This window comes from Streptomyces sp. NPDC012888 (assembly GCF_042900645.1).
Taxonomy (GTDB): domain Bacteria; phylum Actinomycetota; class Actinomycetes; order Streptomycetales; family Streptomycetaceae; genus Streptomyces.
The window spans coordinates 83,086-98,029 of record NZ_JBIBBM010000005.1 but is presented as its reverse complement, the minus strand read 5'-3'; the positions used below and the strand labels follow the sequence as shown (position 1 = coordinate 98,029).

The window sequence follows — 14,944 nt, the reverse complement described above, 5'->3', positions numbered from 1 at the left end:
ACGAGAGAGCATGAGCGAGAACAGCCTGCGTCTGGTGTGGGTCTACCCGGACCTGCTGAGCACCTACGGAGACCAGGGCAACGTACTGGTGGTCGAGCGCCGGGCGCGCCAGCGCGGCCTGGACGTGCAGCGCCTGGACGTGCGCAGCGACCAGCCCATCCCCACCTCGGGGGACATCTACCTGATCGGCGGCGGCGAGGACCGGCCGCAGCGGCTGGCCGCGGAGCGGCTGGTGCGCGACGGCGGCCTGGAGCGGGCCGTCTCGAACGGGGCGATCGTCTTCTCGGTGTGCGCCGGCTACCAGATCCTGGGCAACGAGTTCGTCAACGACATGGGCGAGCGCCAGCAGGGCCTCGGCCTGCTGGACGTGGTCACCGTGCGCGGAGAGGGCGAGCGGTGCGTCGGCGACGTCCTCGCCGACATCGACCCGCAGCTGAACCTGCCGCCGCTGACCGGCTTCGAGAACCACCAGGGCGTCACCCACCTGGGCCCGACCGCCCGCCCGTTCGCCCGGACCCGGCTCGGCCGCGGCAACGGCACCGGGGACGGCACCGAAGGCGCGTACAACGACACCGTGTTCGGCACCTACATGCACGGCCCGGTGATGGCGCGCAACCCGCAGATCGCCGACCTGCTGCTGAAGCTGGCGCTCGACGTGAACGCCCTGCCGCCGGTCGACGACCGCTGGTACGAGGCGCTGCGCGACGAGCGGATCACGGCGGCCACCCAGCCCGCCTGAGCCTCGCCCGAGCCCGCGCACGTCGTACGAAGAGACCGGAGCCCGGCCCCCGACGGGGGGCCGGGCTCCGGTGCGTTCGCACAACGTACGTGACGACGTCGTGGAGGATGGTTCAGTCCAGTGCCGATCCGCTTGTAGGGTGACGTGTAGTTCCAACCGGACGACGTGGTCCGGTCGTCGGCCCACGTTGCAAAGGTTTTCCTTGCCATGCGCATTGGTGTGCTCACCTCCGGCGGCGACTGCCCCGGCCTGAACGCCGTCATCCGCTCCGTCGTGCACCGCGCCGTCGTCGACCACGGCGACGAGGTCATCGGCTTCCAGGACGGGTGGAAGGGCCTCCTGGAGGGCGACTACCGCAAGCTCGACCTGGACGCCGTCGCCGGCATCCTGGCGCGCGGCGGCACCATCCTCGGCTCCTCCCGGGTCCAGCCCGCCCACCTGCGGGACGGCGTCGAGCGGGCCCGCGGCCACGTCGCCGACCTGGGCCTGGACGCCATCATCCCGATCGGCGGCGAGGGCACCCTCAAGGCCGCCCACCTGCTGTCGGAGGCCGGCCTGCCCATCGTGGGCGTGCCGAAGACCATCGACAACGACATCGCCTCCACCGACCGCACCTTCGGCTTCGACACCGCCGTCGGGGTCGCCACCGAGGCCCTGGACCGGCTGAAGACCACCGCCGAGTCCCACCAGCGCGTGATGGTGGTCGAGGTCATGGGCCGGCACGCCGGCTGGATCGCGCTGGAGTCCGGCATGGCGGCCGGAGCCCACGCCATCGTGGTCCCGGAGCGGCCCTTCGACATCGAGGAGCTGACCCGGATCGTCGGCGAGCGCTTCTCGGCCGGCAAGCGGTTCGCGATCGTGGTGGCCGCCGAGGGCGCCAAGCCCCTGGCCGGCACCATGCCGTTCGAGGAGGGCCGCAAGGACGTCTACGGCCACGAGCGGTTCGCCGGCATCGGCAACCTGCTGGCCGTGGAGCTGGAGCGGCGCCTGGGCAAGGAGGCCCGCCCGGTCATCCTCGGCCACGTCCAGCGCGGCGGCACCCCGACCGCCTACGACCGGGTGCTGGCGACCCGCTTCGGCTGGCACGCGGTGGAGGCGGCGCACCGGGGCGAGTTCGGCATGCTGACGGCGCTGCGCGGCACCGACATCGTGATGGTGCCGCTGGCGGAGGCCACCCGCACCCTGAAGACGGTTCCGGACGAGCGCTTCGCCGAGGCCCAGAACGTCCTCTGATGTACCGAAGGCGACCGTAATGGCGCCCCCGGACGCACCGGCGTCCGGGGGCGCCATTACTGTGGTGGGGCACCACGGTCGAGGGAGTCAAGGTATGGATCACAGCGGTCACGGCATGGACATGGACATGGACCTGCCGCCGTTCACCCTCGGGCGGGGACTGGAGTTCTCCTTCGACGCGTTCTTCCTGATCGGGTGCCTGCTCGGGCTCGCCCTCTACGGATGGGGGGTCCTGCGGCTGCGTGCGCGCGGCGACGCCTGGCCGGCCGGACGGACGGTGGCCTTCGTCCTCGGCGTGCTCAGCATCGCGCTGGTGATGTGCACCAGGCTGAACGACTACGGCATGGTCCTGTTCAGCGTGCACATGGTCCAGCACATGGTGATCAGCATGGTCTCGCCGATCCTGCTGCTGCTCGGCGCCCCGGTGACGCTGGCCCTGCGCGCCCTGCCGCCGGCCCCGCGCGGCCACAAGGGCCCCCGCGAGCTGCTGCTGGCGCTTCTGCACAGCCGCTACGTACGGGTGGTGACCCACCCGGCGTTCACCATCCCCATGTTCATCGCCAGCCTGTACGCGCTGTACTTCACCCCGCTCTTCGACTTCCTGATGGGTTCGACGACCGGCCACATCGCGATGATGGTGCACTTCCTCGCCGTGGGCCTGGTGTTCTTCTGGCCGATCATGGGCGTGGACCCGGGCCCGCACCGGCCCGGCTACGTGATGCGGATGCTGGAGCTCTTCGCGGGCATGCCGTTCCACGCCTTCTTCGGCATCGCCCTGATGATGGCCTCCGAGCCCATGATCGGCACGTACGCGAACCCGCCGTCCTCGCTCGGCGTCGACGCCCTGGACGACCAGCAGTGGGCCGGCGGCATCGCCTGGGCCTTCAGCGAGATCCCCTCGGTGCTGGTGCTGATCGCGCTGGTCTACCAGTGGTACCACTCGGAGCAGCGGGCGGCGAAGCGCGCCGACCGTGCCGCGGACCGGGACGGCGACAAGGAGCTGGAGGCCTACAACGCCTACCTCGCCTCGTTGCAAGCGCGTGGCCAGTAGCGGAGGAGGCCTTCCGCGCGCCACCATGGGGCATGACCGGATCCGTCAAGGCGATGGCCGTGATGACCTTCGCCGCCCTGGTGGCCGTCGCCACGTACTCCGTGGCCCTCGGCAGCAACGGCTGGCTGTGGTTCGGCTGGGTGGTCCTCGGACTGCTCACAGCCGGAATGGCGGCCTCCACCGGTAGGTAGCGCCGCGCCCGTCGCCCGCGGCGGTGACCGTCCGTAGGATGGTCGTCACCACAGGCACCGACGGCTACGGGGGTCACCTGGTGTTCTACCGGCTGCTCAAGTACGTGCTGCTCGGCCCGCTGCTGCGGATGCTGTTCCGGCCGCGCATCGAGGGCCTGGAGCACGTCCCGGCCGAGGGGGCGGCGATCGTCGCCGGCAACCACCTGTCGTTCTCCGACCACTTCCTGATGCCGGCGATCCTGAAGCGGCGGATCACCTTCCTGGCGAAGGCGGAGTACTTCACCGGCAAGGGGCCCAAGGGCCGGCTGACCGCGGCCTTCTTCCGCAGCGCCGGGCAGATCCCGGTGGACCGCTCCGGCAAGGAGGCCGGCCGGGCGGCGATCCGCGAGGGACTCGGCGTGCTCGCCCGGGGCGAACTGCTGGGCATCTACCCCGAGGGCACCCGCTCGCACGACGGACGCCTGTACAAGGGGAAGGTCGGCGTGGCCGCGATGGCGCTCGGGGCCGGGGTGCCGGTGGTGCCGTGCGCGATGGTCGGCACCTTCGAGGTCCAGCCGCCCGGGAAGGTCGTGCCGCGGATCCGGCCGGTGACCATCCGGTTCGGCCCGCCCCTGGACTTCTCCCGGTACGCGGGGCTGGAGGGCGAGCGGGCGGTGCTCCGCGCCGTCACCGACGAGATCATGGCCGCGATCCTCGCCCTGTCCGGCCAGGAGTACGTGGACCGGTACGCGGGCGAGGTGAAGGCCGAGGCCGAGGAGGCGCGGAAGAGGGCCCGTCGCAGGTCGCGCTGACCCCCTCCCGCACCTCCCGGCTCACGTCAGCGGCGCGGCAGGAGCGGCAGGTCCGCCTCGGGGGCGGTCGCCGGGGCCGGCTGCGCGGACCGCTGCGGGGCCGGCGCGGCCGGCTCGGCGTGCGGCTCGCAGGTGACGTCGTAGGCGTCGACCTTGCCGGTGAGCAGGTAGCGGTCGACGCGCTCGTTGACGCACGGGTTCTTGATGCCGGTGACCCCGTGGGAGCCGGCGCCCTTCTCCGTGATCAGGCGGGAACCGGCGAGGCGCTTGTGCAGCTCGACGGCACCCTCGTACGGGGTGGCTGCGTCGCGCTCGGCCTGGACGATCAGGACCGGGGCGAGCCCGTACTTGGCGCCGACCTCGACCGGGGTGTGCTGCTTGGACTTCCAGGTCGCGCAGGGCAGGTTCATCCAGGCGTTGGACCAGGTCAGGAACGGGTACTCCTGGTGCAGCCGGGTGTTGTCGCGGTTCCAGCGGGTCCAGCTGGTGGGCCACTTGGCGTCCGCGCACTCGACGGCGGTGTAGACGGCGTTGCCGTTCTCGGCGTCGATGTTCCCGGCGGTGTCGGACATGTCCGGGGCGGCCGCGTCCACCAGCGCCTGGGTGTCACCGGCGAGGTACGCGCTCCAGGTCTGGGCGACCGGCACCCAGGCGGAGTCGTAGTACGGGGCGCTCTGGAAGAAGCCGAGGAGCTCGGCCGGGCCGACGACCCCGCCGATGGGCTTGGCCTTGGCGGCGGCCCGCAGCTCGCGCCACTTGGCCTCGACCTTCTCCGGGGTGTCGCCGATGTGGAAGGTGGCGTCGTTCTTGGCGACCCACGCCTTCCAGTCGTCCCAGCGCATCTGGAAGGCGACGTCCTGGTCCAGGTTGGCCTGGTACCAGATCTTCTCCTTGGAGGGGTTGACCACGCTGTCGACGATCATGCGGCGCACGTGCGTCGGGAAGAGCGTGGCGTAGACCCCGCCGAGGTAGGTGCCGTAGGAGACGCCGATGAAGTTGAGCTTCTTCTCGCCGAGCGCGGCACGGATGACGTCCATGTCGCGCGCGGTGTTCGGCGTGGTCATGTGCGGCAGCATCCAGCCGCTGCGCTCCTTGCAGCCGTCCGCGTAGGCGGCGGCGGCCTTGCGGTGGACCAGCTTGTCGGCCTCGTTGTCCGGGACCGGGTCCTTCTTGGGCGCCTTGACGAACTCCTGCGGGTCGATGCAGGAGATGGGCGTCGAGTGGCCGACGCCGCGCGGGTCGAAGCCGACGAAGTCGTACGCCTTGGAGGTGTTGACCCACAGCGGGTTCTTGGTGGTGACCCGGCGCGGGAAGCGCATGCCGGAGCCGCCGGGGCCGCCGGGGTTGTAGAGCAGGGCGCCCTGGCGCTCCTGCTTGGTGCCGGTGCTGGCGATCCGGTCGACGGCGATGTCGATGGTCTTGCCGCCCGGCTTCGCGTAGTCGAGCGGGACCTTCACGAAACCGCACTGGATGGGCTTCTCCAGGCCCCACTCGGCGGGGCAGTCCTTCCAGTCGATGCCCGCGCGGGCGGCCTTGGCGGCGGCGATCTGGACGCCGACGGCCTCCGGGACGCCGCCCGCGCGCGGGCCGTCGGCGGCGGTGGCGGTCGGTGCGAGCAGCAGGCCGGCGGCCAGGGCGCTCGCGGTGAGGGTGGCGGCGCTCCCCAGCGCCGCGGTGCGTATCACGTTGGTTGTTCCCCCTGCGTGTGGATGCCGCGGAATGCGGCTGCGCAAGGATCCTCGCGCCTGACGTGATCTCCGCAAAAGGGCCCGCCACCGTTCTTTGCCAACCCGATAACCGGAGTTACGTGTACCGCTGAGCGGTGCGGTCAGGGTCCCGGCCCGGCTTCGGGGGCGAACTCCCGGGCGGCGACGTCCAGGAGTTCCCGCAGCCGCAGGGCGTCCGGTGCGAGTGCGGTCACCAGTACGGCGGGTCCGGCGAGCGGGGTGAGGGCCGCGAGTTCGCCCAGCATCCGGGCGGGCGGCGGGTCGGCCTCGAACGCCGGGTCGACGACCAGCAGTTGACCGAAGGCGCGGTGTCCGGCGAGGCCGGCCGGGCCGTCCCAGCCGCCGGGCGCGCCGGGTCCGCAGCCGAGTTCGGAGTCGAGGAGCGGGCGTCCGCCACGGAGGACGGTCAGCCGGCTGCGGAGCAGTCCGGGCGGTTCGCCGGTGCGGCCGAGCACCTGTTCCTCGCGGAGCAGCAGGCTCGCGCCGGGGGCGAGTTCGGCGCGGGTGGTGACCCGCAGGTCGCTGCCGCGCACCGAGATCAGCGGCTCGGGCTGCCAGCGCAGCCGGGCGCCGTCGGCCACGCGGAGGTGGACGTCGTACCGGGCGGGGAGCCCGGTACGGCCGGGGAGGGCCAGCGTGGCGGCGGCCGAGCGGACCGTGAGCCGGGCGCCGGGTCCGGCCTCGGCCTCGACGGTGAGGTGGTCGCCGCCGAGCGGGCCGCTCATGGCGCCGACCAGGACCACGTCGGCCGCGCCCGCGGTGCCGCGGGTGCGGCGGGGGGCGAGGGGCGGCCGGCCGGTCAGCACGGGCAGGGCGGTGCCCCCGCGCCCGTCGGCCCGGGCGTGGATGCGGGCGGTGGCGCGCAGGCCGGCCGCCGCCGGGGGGCCGGTGGACGGGGCCCGGGCGGGAGCGGGAGCGGGGGCGGGAGCGGGGGCGGGAGCGGGCAGCGGCGGTCGGCCGGTCGCGGTGCTCATCCGCTCACCCAGGCGGTGATCCGTTCGCGCACCCAGTGGGCGACCGGGCCGATCCCGTCGGGCTCGCGCAGGGACTGGAAGACGACGGGCAGTCCGCCCCGCGCGGCGGCGGCGTCGCGTGCCATCCGGTCCAGGTCGGAGCCGACGTACGGGGCGAGGTCGGTCTTGTTGACGACGAGCAGGTCGGCGGTGGTGACGCCGGGGCCTCCCTTGCGCGGGATGTCGTCGCCGCCGGCGACGTCGATGACGAAGGCCTGGGCGTCGACGAGGCCGCGGGAGAAGGTGGCGGTCAGGTTGTCGCCCCCGGACTCCACGAGGACCAGGTCGAGGGGGGCGTGTTCCCTGAAGGCCTCCTCCAGTTCCTCGACGGCCTCCAGGTTGGCGGAGATGTCGTCGCGGATGGCGGTGTGCGGGCAAGCCCCGGTCTCGACGGCGGTGATCCGCTCGGGCGGCAGGACGGCCTCGCGGAGCAGGAACTCGGCGTCCTCGCGGGTGTAGATGTCGTTGGTGACCACGGCCATCGAGAACTCGGCGCGCAGGGCCCGGCAGAGCGCGGCGACGGTGGCGGTCTTGCCGGAGCCGACCGGTCCGCCGAGGCCGATGCGCAGGGCGCGGCGGGTGCCGTCGGTGCGGACGGGGGCGGTGCCGTGGGTGTGCCGGTGCGGGTAGGTGACGGCGTGGTCGAGGTGCACGGTTGCTCCTTTGACGGTTCTGCGGGTGCGGTGGGCGCTCAGGAGGCGAAGAGGCGGACCGGCCAGGCGGCGTGCGCCTCGGCGGTGATCTCCAGCAGGGGCGACGCGGCGGCGGGGAGGGCGTCGGTGCCGGCCGTGCGGGCCAGGTCGGCGGCCCGTTCGGCCCGGGCCGCGACCGCGTCCAGTTCGGGGGTGAGCCGGGCGAGTACCGCGCTGGCCTCGAAGGGGTCGAGTCCGAGCAGCCGTACGGTGGCGGTGGCGGGGCCGCCCACGCTCTCGTACGCGGCGACGTGCGCGGCGTCCGCCGGGCCGAGTCCGGCCGCCCGGGCGGTCGTGCCGAGCACCACGGGCTGGTGGGCGCCGCGCGGGAAGGCCGCGGCGAGGGCGTCGAGCCCGGGGTGCGGCCAGGTGGCGCGGGCGGCCCGCAGCAGCTGGCGGCCGAGCCGGCGTGCGGCGGTGCGCAGGGCCGGCGAGGGGGTGCGGGCGTCGGCGGCGGTGTCCAGGGCGACGGGGTCCAGGCCGTGGGCGGCGGCCGCGGCGAAGGCCGCGGCGACCAGGCCGGTGGTGTGGAGCCGGCCGCGGCAGAACTCCTCCAGGGTGGCGGCGTCGTGGATCCGGCCGGCTTTGACGGCGGCTTCGGCGCCGCCGGAGTGGGCGTGGCCGCCGGCCGGGAAGCGGCCGTCGGCCAGCACCAGCAGGGCTGCGCGGGTCATGTCGGGTGCCCCGCGCTCAGAAGAGGAAGTAGCGCTGGGCCATGGGGAGTTCCGCCGCTGGCGCCGGTTCCACGGCTTCGCCGTCGATGGTCACGGTGAAGGTGTCGGGGTCGACCTCGACGCGTGGCATGGCGTCGTTGTTGCGCATGTCGGCCTTGGTGACACCGCGGGTGGAGTCGATGGCCAGGAACTGCTTGCCGAGGCCGAGCCGTTCGGGCAGGTGGTCGTCGAGGGCGGCCTGGGCGGTGAAGTTGACGGAGTTGCGGGCGGGGGCGTGGCCGTGGCTGCCGAACATGGGGCGCGGCAGGACGGGTTGGGGTGTGGGGATGGAGGCGTTGGCGTCGCCCATCTGGGCGTAGGCGATCTGGCCGCCCTTGATGACCAGGTGGGGTTTGACGCCGAAGAAGGCGGGCTCCCAGAGCACCAGGTCGGCGAGCTTGCCGGTCTCGACCGAGCCGATCTCGCGGGCGAGGCCCTGGGCGACGGCCGGGTTGATCGTGTACTTGGCGACGTAGCGGCGGGCGCGGTGGTTGTCGGCGGGGCCGTCGCCGGGGAGGGCGCCGCGGCGCTTCTTCATGACGTGCGCGGTCTGCCAGGTCCGCATGATCACCTCGCCGACCCGGCCCATGGCCTGGGAGTCGGAGGAGATGATCGAGATGGCGCCGAGGTCGTGCAGGACGTCCTCGGCGGCGATGGTGGTGGGCCGGATGCGGGATTCGGCGAAGGCCAGGTCCTCGGGCACGGCGGGGTTGAGGTGGTGGCAGACCATCAGCATGTCGAGGTGTTCCTCGACGGTGTTGAGGGTGTGCGGGCGGGTGGGGTTGGTGGAGCTGGGCAGGACGTGCGGCTCGGCGACCACGGTGATGATGTCCGGTGCGTGGCCGCCGCCGGCGCCTTCGGTGTGGTACGCGTGGATGGTGCGTCCGGCGACGGCGGCGAGGGTGTCGCCGACGAAGCCCGCCTCGTTGAGGGTGTCGGTGTGGACGGCGAGCTGGGCGCCGGTCTCCTCGCAGACGCCGAGGCAGGTGTCGATGGCCGCCGGGGTGGCTCCCCAGTCCTCGTGGATCTTGAATCCGAGTGCGCCGCCGCGCAGCTGGGAGTGCATGGCCTCACGGGAGGTGGTGTTCCCCTTGCCGAGCAGGCCGATGTTGACGGGGTGGGACTCCAGGGCGGCGAACATGCGGCCCAGGTGCCAGGGTCCGGGGGTGATGGTGGTGGCCTTGGTGCCCTCGGCGGGTCCGGTGCCGCCGCCCACCAGGGTGGTGATGCCGGAGGCGAGGGCGGTGTCGAGGACGGTCGGGGAGACGAAGTGGACGTGGGCGTCGATGGCGCCGGCGGTGAGGATCTTCCCGTTGCCGGAGATGATCTCGGTCTCCGGGCCGATCACCAGGGCGGGCTCGATGCCGTCCATGGTGTCGGGGTTGCCGGCCTTGCCGATGCCCGCGATCCGGCCGTCCCGCAGGGCGATGTCGGCTTTGACGACGCCCCAGTGGTCGAGGATGACGGCGCCGGTGATGACGGTGTCGGGAGCCCCCTTGGCACGGGTGGTGCGGGCCTGTCCCATGGACTCGCGGATGACCTTGCCCCCGCCGAAGACGGCCTCGTCCCCGGCCCGGCCGGGTCCGCCGCACAGGTCGTCCTCGATCTCGACCAGCAGGTCGGTGTCGGCCAGCCGCAGCCGGTCGCCGGTGGTGGGGCCGAACAGGTCGGCGTAGGCCTCGCGGGAGAGTTCAGCCATCGAGCGGTCCTCCGGTCTCGCCGCGCAGGCCGGGTACGGTCCGCAGGCCGGCCAGCGGTACGAGTTCCACGGCGACCGGGATGCCGGGCTCGAAGCGGACGGCGGTGCCGGCCGCGATGTTGAGCCGCAGCCCGCGGGCGGCGGACCGGTCGAAGTCCAGTCCGGGGTTGGCCTCGGCGAAGTGGTAGTGGGAGCCGACCTGGACGGGCCGGTCGGCGGCGTTCAGGACGGTCAGGCGGGTGACGGGGCGGCCCTCGTTGAGGGTGACCGGCCCCTCCCCGTACTGGATCTCACCGGGGATCATGGGGGTTTCCTGCCGGGTTCAGAGGATCGGGTCGTGGACGGTGACGAGCTTGGTGCCGTCCGGGAAGGTCGCCTCGACCTGGACGTCGCGGATCATCTCGGGGATGCCCTCCATGACCTCGTCGCGGCCCAGCACGGTGCGTCCGGAGGCCATCAGCTCGGCCACGGTCCGGCCGTCGCGGGCGCCTTCGAGGATGTGCGAGGTGATCAGGGCGATCGCCTCGGGGTGGTTGAGGCGCACACCGCGGGCCCGCCGCTTCTCCGCCACGTCGGCGGCCACGTGGACGAGCAGCCTCTCCTGTTCGTGTGGGGTCAGTTGCACGGTCCCACCTCTTTCGTCATCGCGGCCGTCCGGCCCGCCGGCTGCACGGGACTGGCAGGTTAGGGCGCACGCTTTTCCACTGCGTTAACTCACGTTTCGGCGGATGACGCGGTTCACCTGAGGCCGCTGGGCCGTCGGCGTTCCGTATGCGCCACGCTCTCCCTCGATCGGAGTAGCCCCGGAACGGACCGGCGACGGGAGTGACTTGCCCTGGGGGCCGGCCGGGGGCGGCGACAACGCCGCTGGTGGGGAGCGGGTTTGAGGGGTGGGCGGGGGTCGCCGCCAAGGCGAAACGCCGTAAGGGAGAAATAAGTGACGAGAATCACACATGCCCTTTCTAACCGACAAATCGGGCATTCCCTGCGCCAGGATCCCCGGTACGAAAGCCCCGCCACCCCGGCGGGGCCCTACCCGGAGGGCTGCCGATGCCCGTGATCCGCGCCGAAGTTCCCTCCCCGCCCGCCCGTGCCGGGGTCACCGTCGCCGCCACGCTCGCGGTGACCGGGGCCCTGCTGCTGGCCCCGGGCAGCGTGCCCGAAGCCGAAGCCGCCTCCGGGCACGCCCTCGCGGCCCTGCGGGTCGCCGCGTCCAAACAGGGCCTGCCGTACCGGTGGGGCGGCACGGGCCCGGACGGCTTCGACTGCTCGGGGCTGACCCAGTACTCGTACAAACAGGTCGGCAAGTCGCTGCCGCGGACGGCGGCGCAGCAGTACGACCGGACCTCCCGGACGGCCGCCGGCTCCCGGCAGCGGGGGGACCTGGTGTTCTTCGTGTCCGGCGGGAACGTCTACCACGTCGCCATGTACGCGGGCGGGGGCAAGGTCTGGCACGCGCCCAAACCGGGCAAGACGGTCCGCCTGGAGAAGATCTGGACGGAGAACGTCAGCTACGGACGGGTGCACTGACCGGTGCGGGTTAGGTTGGGCCGACGGCCCGCCCCACCCCGTCCAGCCGAGGAGTCCCGTGTACCTCAACCCCGTCCGTCACATCACCTTCGACGCCCTGGACCCCTACCGGACCGCCGAGTTCTGGGCCGCGGTCACCGGCTACGCGCTGGAGGACTCCGAGCCGGACGACGACCAGGTCCTGCTGGACCCGCCCCAGCCGGGCGTACCGGGGCTGCTCTTCAGCCGGGTGCCGGACGGCAAGACCGCGAAGAACCGGGTGCACCTGGACATCCAGCCGGCCACCGGCACCCGGGACGAGGAGGTGGCGCGCCTGGTCGGGCTGGGCGCCCGGGTCCTGGACGACCGGCGTACCGCGGACGGGCTGGGCTGGGTGGTACTGGCCGACCCCGAGGGCAACGAACTGTGCGTGGAGCGCGGCGCGGTGGAGCGCGGTCTGGTCTGAGCCCCGGGCCCGGACTCAGCGGACCGGTGTCTCCGCGGGCGCGCCCGCGGTCCAGGGCAGCGCGATCCACACCGTCTTGCCGCCCTCGGCGGTGGGCGTGACCGACAGCCGCCCGCCCGATTCGGCGGCCAGCCAGCGGATGATCACCATGCCGCGGCCGTTGTCCTGCTGCACGGCGGCCGGGAGCCGCTTGGGCCACCGCGGATGGCTGTCGGTGACGCCCACGCGCAGGAGTTCCTCGCGTTCCAGCCGGACGTCCACGGTGAAGGTGGGGGACATTCCGAAGGTGTGCTGTACGGCGTTGGTGGCCAGTTCGGAGACGATCAGCCGGACGGTGTCCGCGGTGGCGTGGTCGTCCGGGAGCCCCCATTCGCCGAGCACGTCCGCGACGTAGCGGCGGGCGGCGGGGACCGAGGCGGGATCGCTCGGCAGCGTGACGGATGCTTCCTGGTGATCTGCCATGGCGCGCTGTCCCTTTCCCACCGGGGCTGACCCGCCCCGGATCTGTGCTTCGCGCCAGACTGCCACTCCTCCCCCGGCCGCTGCTGCCGTTCACCCGAGATATGCATATATCTGTCGCTCAAAGCGGTGAACTCTGCTACGAGAGACCGTATTTGGACGGCAGACTGGTGCGACCTGTGCCGGTGGAAGGAGGGGCGGGCATGCAGCACGGTCCCGCGGTACGCCGGCGCAAGCTCGGCGAGGAACTGCGTGCGCTGCGCGACCGGTCGGGGCTCACCAGCGGTGAGGCCGCCCGGATCGTGGGATGGCACCAGTCGAAGATCAGCCGGATCGAGACGGGCCGCAGTGGCGTGAAACCGGAGGACGTCCGGCTGCTGCTGGACGCCTACGGCGGGGTGGGGGCCCAGCAGCGGGCGCTGCTGGAGGCGCTGTCGGCCTCCGCCGCCGGCCCGGTGGACGGGGAGGCAGGCGGGCGTGGCCGGCAGTGGTGGCACGACTACCGGGGCCTGCTGCCCCAGGAGTACCGGGACTTCATCAGCCTGGAGGCGGGTGCCCGCGCGGCGCGGACCGTCGAGCTCTCGGTGGTGCCGGGGCTGCTGCAGACGGCGGCGTACGCGAAGGCGGTGACCCGGGCGGCGCTCGGCGGGCTTCCGGAACCGAAGGTGGACGCGCTGGTCGACGTACGGCTGGCCCGGCAGGCGGTGCTGCGGGCGGATCCGCCGCTGGAGCTGAGCGCGGTGCTGGACGAGGCGGTGCTGCGGCGGCAGATCGGCGGTCCGGGGGTGATGGCGGAGCAGTTGCGGCACCTCGTGGAGGTGGCGGAACTCCCGCAAGTGCGGTTGCAGGTCCTGCCGTTCAGCGTGGGGGGTCATCTCGGCCTGACCGGACCGTTCGTTATTTTCTCATTTCCGAACATCGCCGATCTGGATGTGGTGGTACTCGACCATTTGACGAGTAGCCTTTATCTGGAGCGGAAGGAAGACCTTGAGGCGTACAGCGCCGCGTTCCGCACCATCCAGGCGCACGCCCTCCCGCCCCGGGACTCGTCGGAACTCATCGGCGCCCTCGCCGACGACGCGTAAGGAGGCAACCCCCGTGTCCGCATCCCCCTCAAGTACCAGCGGACTTCTGCAAGGTGCCCGGTGGCGGCGGAGCAGCCGCAGCACCGGGATGAACAACTGCGTGGAAGCGGCCGCCCTCGACGGCGGTCTGCTGGCCGTCCGCGACTCCAAGCGGACGGACGGCCCGGCCGTGCTCTTCACCGGGCCGGCCTGGCGCGGCTTCCTCGCCACGGTCGGGGCGGACGTCCGCTAGGACGCCGGCGCCCCCTGGTCCGTGGCTCCGGCCGGAGCGGTCCGCAGGATCGTCTCCACGGCCCTGGCGATCTCGTCCCCCGTGAGATCGGCCCGTGCCGTCAGCCGCAGGCGGGAGATCCCGTCCGGCACCGACGGCGGCCGGAAGCAGCCCACGGACAGTCCAGCCCCGCGGCAGTCGGCGGCCCAGCGCAGTGCCGCCGAAGGCGACGGGGCCCGCACCGACACCACGGCCGCGTCCGGCCGGGCCGCGGTCAGGCCGGACGCGGTCAGCCTCCCGTACAGCTCGGCGGCCACCTCACGGGCCCGCCCGGCGCGTTCCGGCTCCCGCGCGACCAGGCGCAGGGCGGCCAGGGCCGCTCCCGCCGCCGCCGGGGCCAGACCGGTGTCGAAGATGAACGTCCGCGCCGTGTTGACCAGGTGCCGGATGACCCGCGCGGGGCCGAGCACGGCACCGCCCTGGCTGCCCAGGGCCTTCGAGAGGGTCAGTGTGGCGACCACCCCCGGGGCTCCCGCGAGGCCCGCCGCGTGCAGCGCGCCCCGGCCGCCCTCCCCCAGTACGCCGAGCCCGTGCGCGTCGTCCACCACCAGCGCGGCGCCCTCCGCGCGGCAGACGGCGGCGTACTCCGCCAGGGGCGCCGCGTCCCCGTCCACCGAGAAGACGGAGTCGCTGACCAGCAGCGCCCGCGTGCCGGGCGGCCGGGCGGCGAGTGCCTTCCGGGCCGCGTCCGGGTCGGAGTGCGGGACCACGGCGGTCTCGGCCCGCGAGAGCCGGCAGCCGTCCACGATGGAGGCGTGGTTGCCGGCGTCGGAGACGACCAGCGCTCCGCGCCCGCTCAGCGCGCTCACGGCGGCCAGGTTGGCGGCGTACCCGGAGGACAGCACCAGCGCGGCCTCGAAACCGCAGAAGGCGGCCAGCTCCCGCTCCAGTTCGGCATGGAGTTCGGTGGAACCGGTGACCAGGCGGGAACCGGTGGCTCCGCCTCCCCAGCGCTCGGCGGCGGCGGCCGCCCCGCGGATCGTCTCGGGGTGCCGGGACAGCCCGAGGTAGTCGTTGCCGGCCAGGTCGAGCAGTCCGGAAACCGGAGGGCGGGGGCGCAGCGTGCGCACCAGCCCGGCCCGTTCGCGGGCCCGCTCCGCCTCGTCGATCCAGGAGAAGACGTCGGTGCCGTCCGCCGGCTGCTGCATCGGCTGTTCCTCGCGTAGGGCGCGCGGTGTCGGCGCGTTTTGTCGGCTGTCCACAGACCTTGACCGACCCTAACCGCTCGCGACCAGTGTGGTTGGTGTGGCGATACACACACTCCCTTCCGGCCATCTTGTACGGTCTCTCCTTGGCCGGGAGTGG

The 14,944-nt window shown here is 73.0% G+C and carries 18 protein-coding genes; 9 read left to right on the top strand and 9 right to left on the bottom strand.

Translation table 11 applies throughout. The features are described from left to right. The first annotated feature begins 10 nt into the window (after window positions 1-10). From ACFY61_RS10270 to ACFY61_RS10250, 5 genes are all read left to right on the top strand, one after another. The gene (locus ACFY61_RS10270; RefSeq protein WP_389469549.1) at window positions 11-739 is read left to right on the top strand and encodes a type 1 glutamine amidotransferase; all 729 of its coding nucleotides are present in this window, start codon (window positions 11-13) and stop codon (window positions 737-739) included. Between the two features lie 207 nt (window positions 740-946). Then, complete coding sequence (locus ACFY61_RS10265) at window positions 947-1,972, top strand: 6-phosphofructokinase (protein ID WP_389469548.1); 1,026 nt, start codon at window positions 947-949, stop codon at window positions 1,970-1,972. A 94-nt stretch (window positions 1,973-2,066) separates the two neighbouring features. Next, complete coding sequence (locus tag ACFY61_RS10260; protein WP_389469546.1) at window positions 2,067-3,023, top strand: cytochrome c oxidase assembly protein; 957 nt, start codon at window positions 2,067-2,069, stop codon at window positions 3,021-3,023. 32 nt (window positions 3,024-3,055) lie between these two features. Next, a complete protein-coding gene (locus ACFY61_RS10255; RefSeq protein WP_389469544.1) occupies window positions 3,056-3,214 on the top strand; it encodes a hypothetical protein in 159 nt (52 codons plus the stop codon). An 80-nt stretch (window positions 3,215-3,294) separates the two neighbouring features. Beyond that, the gene (locus ACFY61_RS10250) at window positions 3,295-4,005 is read left to right on the top strand and encodes a lysophospholipid acyltransferase family protein (protein WP_389470398.1); all 711 of its coding nucleotides are present in this window, start codon (window positions 3,295-3,297) and stop codon (window positions 4,003-4,005) included. A gap of 26 nt (window positions 4,006-4,031) precedes the next feature. Here ACFY61_RS10250 and ACFY61_RS10245 read toward each other — a convergent pair whose 3' ends face one another. The 7 genes from ACFY61_RS10245 to ACFY61_RS10215 form a co-directional block, all read right to left on the bottom strand. Then, window positions 4,032-5,690: an alpha/beta hydrolase gene (locus ACFY61_RS10245; RefSeq protein ID WP_389469541.1), complete on the bottom strand. Its 1,659-nt coding sequence runs from the start codon at window positions 5,688-5,690 to the stop codon at window positions 4,032-4,034. Between the two features lie 143 nt (window positions 5,691-5,833). Continuing rightward, complete coding sequence (locus tag ACFY61_RS10240) at window positions 5,834-6,706, bottom strand: urease accessory protein UreD (protein WP_389469538.1); 873 nt, start codon at window positions 6,704-6,706, stop codon at window positions 5,834-5,836. Next, the gene (ureG, locus tag ACFY61_RS10235; RefSeq protein WP_389469536.1) at window positions 6,703-7,398 is read right to left on the bottom strand and encodes an urease accessory protein UreG; all 696 of its coding nucleotides are present in this window, start codon (window positions 7,396-7,398) and stop codon (window positions 6,703-6,705) included. The genes ACFY61_RS10240 and ureG overlap by 4 nt, the downstream gene beginning before the upstream one ends. Before the next feature lie 38 nt (window positions 7,399-7,436). Next, window positions 7,437-8,111 (bottom strand): urease accessory protein UreF, encoded by a 675-nt coding sequence (locus ACFY61_RS10230; protein ID WP_389469534.1) that lies wholly within the window; start codon window positions 8,109-8,111, stop codon window positions 7,437-7,439. Between the two features lie 16 nt (window positions 8,112-8,127). Continuing rightward, complete coding sequence (locus ACFY61_RS10225) at window positions 8,128-9,849, bottom strand: urease subunit alpha (RefSeq protein ID WP_389469532.1); 1,722 nt, start codon at window positions 9,847-9,849, stop codon at window positions 8,128-8,130. After that, window positions 9,842-10,153, bottom strand: a complete 312-nt coding sequence (locus tag ACFY61_RS10220) for an urease subunit beta (protein WP_389469531.1) — start codon at window positions 10,151-10,153, stop codon at window positions 9,842-9,844. The genes ACFY61_RS10225 and ACFY61_RS10220 overlap by 8 nt, the downstream gene beginning before the upstream one ends. 18 nt (window positions 10,154-10,171) lie before the next feature. After that, on the bottom strand, window positions 10,172-10,474 hold the full coding sequence (locus ACFY61_RS10215) for an urease subunit gamma (RefSeq protein WP_389469529.1): 303 nt from the start codon (window positions 10,472-10,474) through the stop codon (window positions 10,172-10,174). A 425-nt stretch (window positions 10,475-10,899) separates the two neighbouring features. On the opposite strand from ACFY61_RS10215, the gene ACFY61_RS10210 reads away from it, so the two are divergent. Together ACFY61_RS10210 and ACFY61_RS10205 are read left to right on the top strand one after the other, a co-directional pair. Next, the gene (locus ACFY61_RS10210) at window positions 10,900-11,379 is read left to right on the top strand and encodes a C40 family peptidase (RefSeq protein ID WP_389469526.1); all 480 of its coding nucleotides are present in this window, start codon (window positions 10,900-10,902) and stop codon (window positions 11,377-11,379) included. A gap of 58 nt (window positions 11,380-11,437) precedes the next feature. Then, window positions 11,438-11,824 carry a VOC family protein gene (locus ACFY61_RS10205; protein WP_389469523.1) on the top strand — a complete coding sequence of 129 codons (387 nt, stop codon included), beginning with the start codon at window positions 11,438-11,440 and terminating at the stop codon, window positions 11,822-11,824. 15 nt (window positions 11,825-11,839) lie between these two features. Here ACFY61_RS10205 and ACFY61_RS10200 read toward each other — a convergent pair whose 3' ends face one another. Next, the gene (locus tag ACFY61_RS10200) at window positions 11,840-12,286 is read right to left on the bottom strand and encodes an ATP-binding protein (protein WP_389469521.1); all 447 of its coding nucleotides are present in this window, start codon (window positions 12,284-12,286) and stop codon (window positions 11,840-11,842) included. A 200-nt stretch (window positions 12,287-12,486) separates the two neighbouring features. Between ACFY61_RS10200 and ACFY61_RS10195 the strand changes: the two genes are divergently transcribed. Continuing rightward, window positions 12,487-13,368 carry a helix-turn-helix domain-containing protein gene (locus ACFY61_RS10195; protein WP_389469518.1) on the top strand — a complete coding sequence of 294 codons (882 nt, stop codon included), beginning with the start codon at window positions 12,487-12,489 and terminating at the stop codon, window positions 13,366-13,368. Window positions 13,369-13,381: 13 nt separating this feature from the next. Further along, window positions 13,382-13,600 (top strand): DUF397 domain-containing protein, encoded by a 219-nt coding sequence (locus ACFY61_RS10190; protein WP_389469516.1) that lies wholly within the window; start codon window positions 13,382-13,384, stop codon window positions 13,598-13,600. Here the strand turns inward: ACFY61_RS10190 and ACFY61_RS10185 are convergent. Continuing rightward, a complete protein-coding gene (locus ACFY61_RS10185) occupies window positions 13,597-14,787 on the bottom strand; it encodes an 8-amino-7-oxononanoate synthase (RefSeq protein WP_389469513.1) in 1,191 nt (396 codons plus the stop codon). The two genes, ACFY61_RS10190 and ACFY61_RS10185, sit on opposite strands and share 4 nt — an antisense overlap. Window positions 14,788-14,944 lie beyond the last annotated feature (157 nt).